This window comes from Rhodopirellula maiorica SM1, assembly GCF_000346295.1.
GTDB classification, from domain to species: Bacteria; Planctomycetota; Planctomycetia; order Pirellulales; family Pirellulaceae; genus Novipirellula; species Novipirellula maiorica.
Genome location: NZ_ANOG01000741.1, coordinates 1 through 1,252, shown reverse-complemented (window position 1 = coordinate 1,252; position 1,252 = coordinate 1). Strand labels below are relative to the sequence as shown.

The window sequence follows — 1,252 nt, the reverse complement described above, 5'->3', positions numbered from 1 at the left end:
GTCGTCGCGGGACGACGTCGGCGGTGGGCGGCGTCGAAGTGGTCGCGTCGCAACCAGTAAAACAATCCAGCCAAAAGGAGGGGCAAAATGGCAGTCAGTCTCAAGCGAATTCTCCTGCAAGCGGATTGGTAGTGTTTTGCTTTCTCAATCGTGAGATGCGATCTCCGACTCACCTCCATTCTAGCCGCCAATTCGTTTCGCGGGGCACCCCATTTGCCCAGCGGTTTGGGGGGATCCAGTGTCGGCTGGCGGGGAGCACGGAGAGCGTTAGCCGTCGTAAGATGGTCGCAATGCGGGTATAAAATCCATTGTGTGGTGAAATTGTAGTGTCGATTCCATTACACTGAGCGTTTGTAAGCATAAACGCGTTGTAGGCATCTCGATTGGGCCATCGCCTTGCATCGCTTCCCTCCTTTTTCCTGACTGGCTTTCCCACCATGACCAAATCTCCCTCAGGGCAAATTGACCACGTTCTGACCGAAGATCGTTTGTTTCCGCCTCCGGCCGAATTTACTCAGAAGGCCGTTTTTTCGACAACCGACCAGTACCAGGAGATGTACAAGCGTGCGGCCGAAAGCCCGGATGAATTTTGGCGTGAAGAAGCTTTAGAGCATCTGCATTGGTTTGAACCGTTTGACGAAGTGTGCAAGTGGAATCCACCGCATGCCGAATGGTTTGTCGGCGGAAAGACTAACGCCAGCTACAACTGTTTGGATCGACACATTGACGCTGGTCGTGGCGATCGTGCGGCCATCATTTGGGAGGGGGAACCGGGCGATACGCGAACGCTAAGCTACAGCGAACTTCGCCGTGAAGTTTGCAAATGCGCCGAAGGGCTCAAGCAACTTGGTGTCGGCGTCGGTGACGTCGTCAGCATTTACATGCCGATGACCCCAGAGCTTGCGATCGCGATGTTGGCTTGTGCCCGCATTGGCGCGGTCCATTCTGTGATCTTCGCGGGCTTCAGTGCCGAATCGATCGTCGATCGCAATAACGACGCCGGTGCCAAATTGATGATCACCGCCGACGGGCTGTACCGCCGCGGGAAGATTTTGCCACTCAAGAAAACGGTGGACGAAGCGCTCGAAAAATCGCCGACCGTCAAGCACTGTTTGGTGCTCAAGCGGACCGGCCAAGACGATGTCGCGATGACCGACGGTCGCGACGTTTGGTGGCATGATGTTGTCGATACTCAGCCAGGCGAAATCGCTGCGGAACCCATGGACAGCGAAGCGTCATTGTTCATCTTGTA

General features: G+C 55.3%; 1 protein-coding gene. It reads left to right on the top strand.

The window, feature by feature from the left end; all coding sequences use genetic code 11:
• Nucleotides 1–437 precede the first annotated feature (437 nt).
• Nucleotides 438–1,252 (top strand): AMP-binding protein (locus tag RMSM_RS24105; RefSeq protein ID WP_008702657.1); only part of this gene is annotated, 815 nt, incomplete at its 3' end.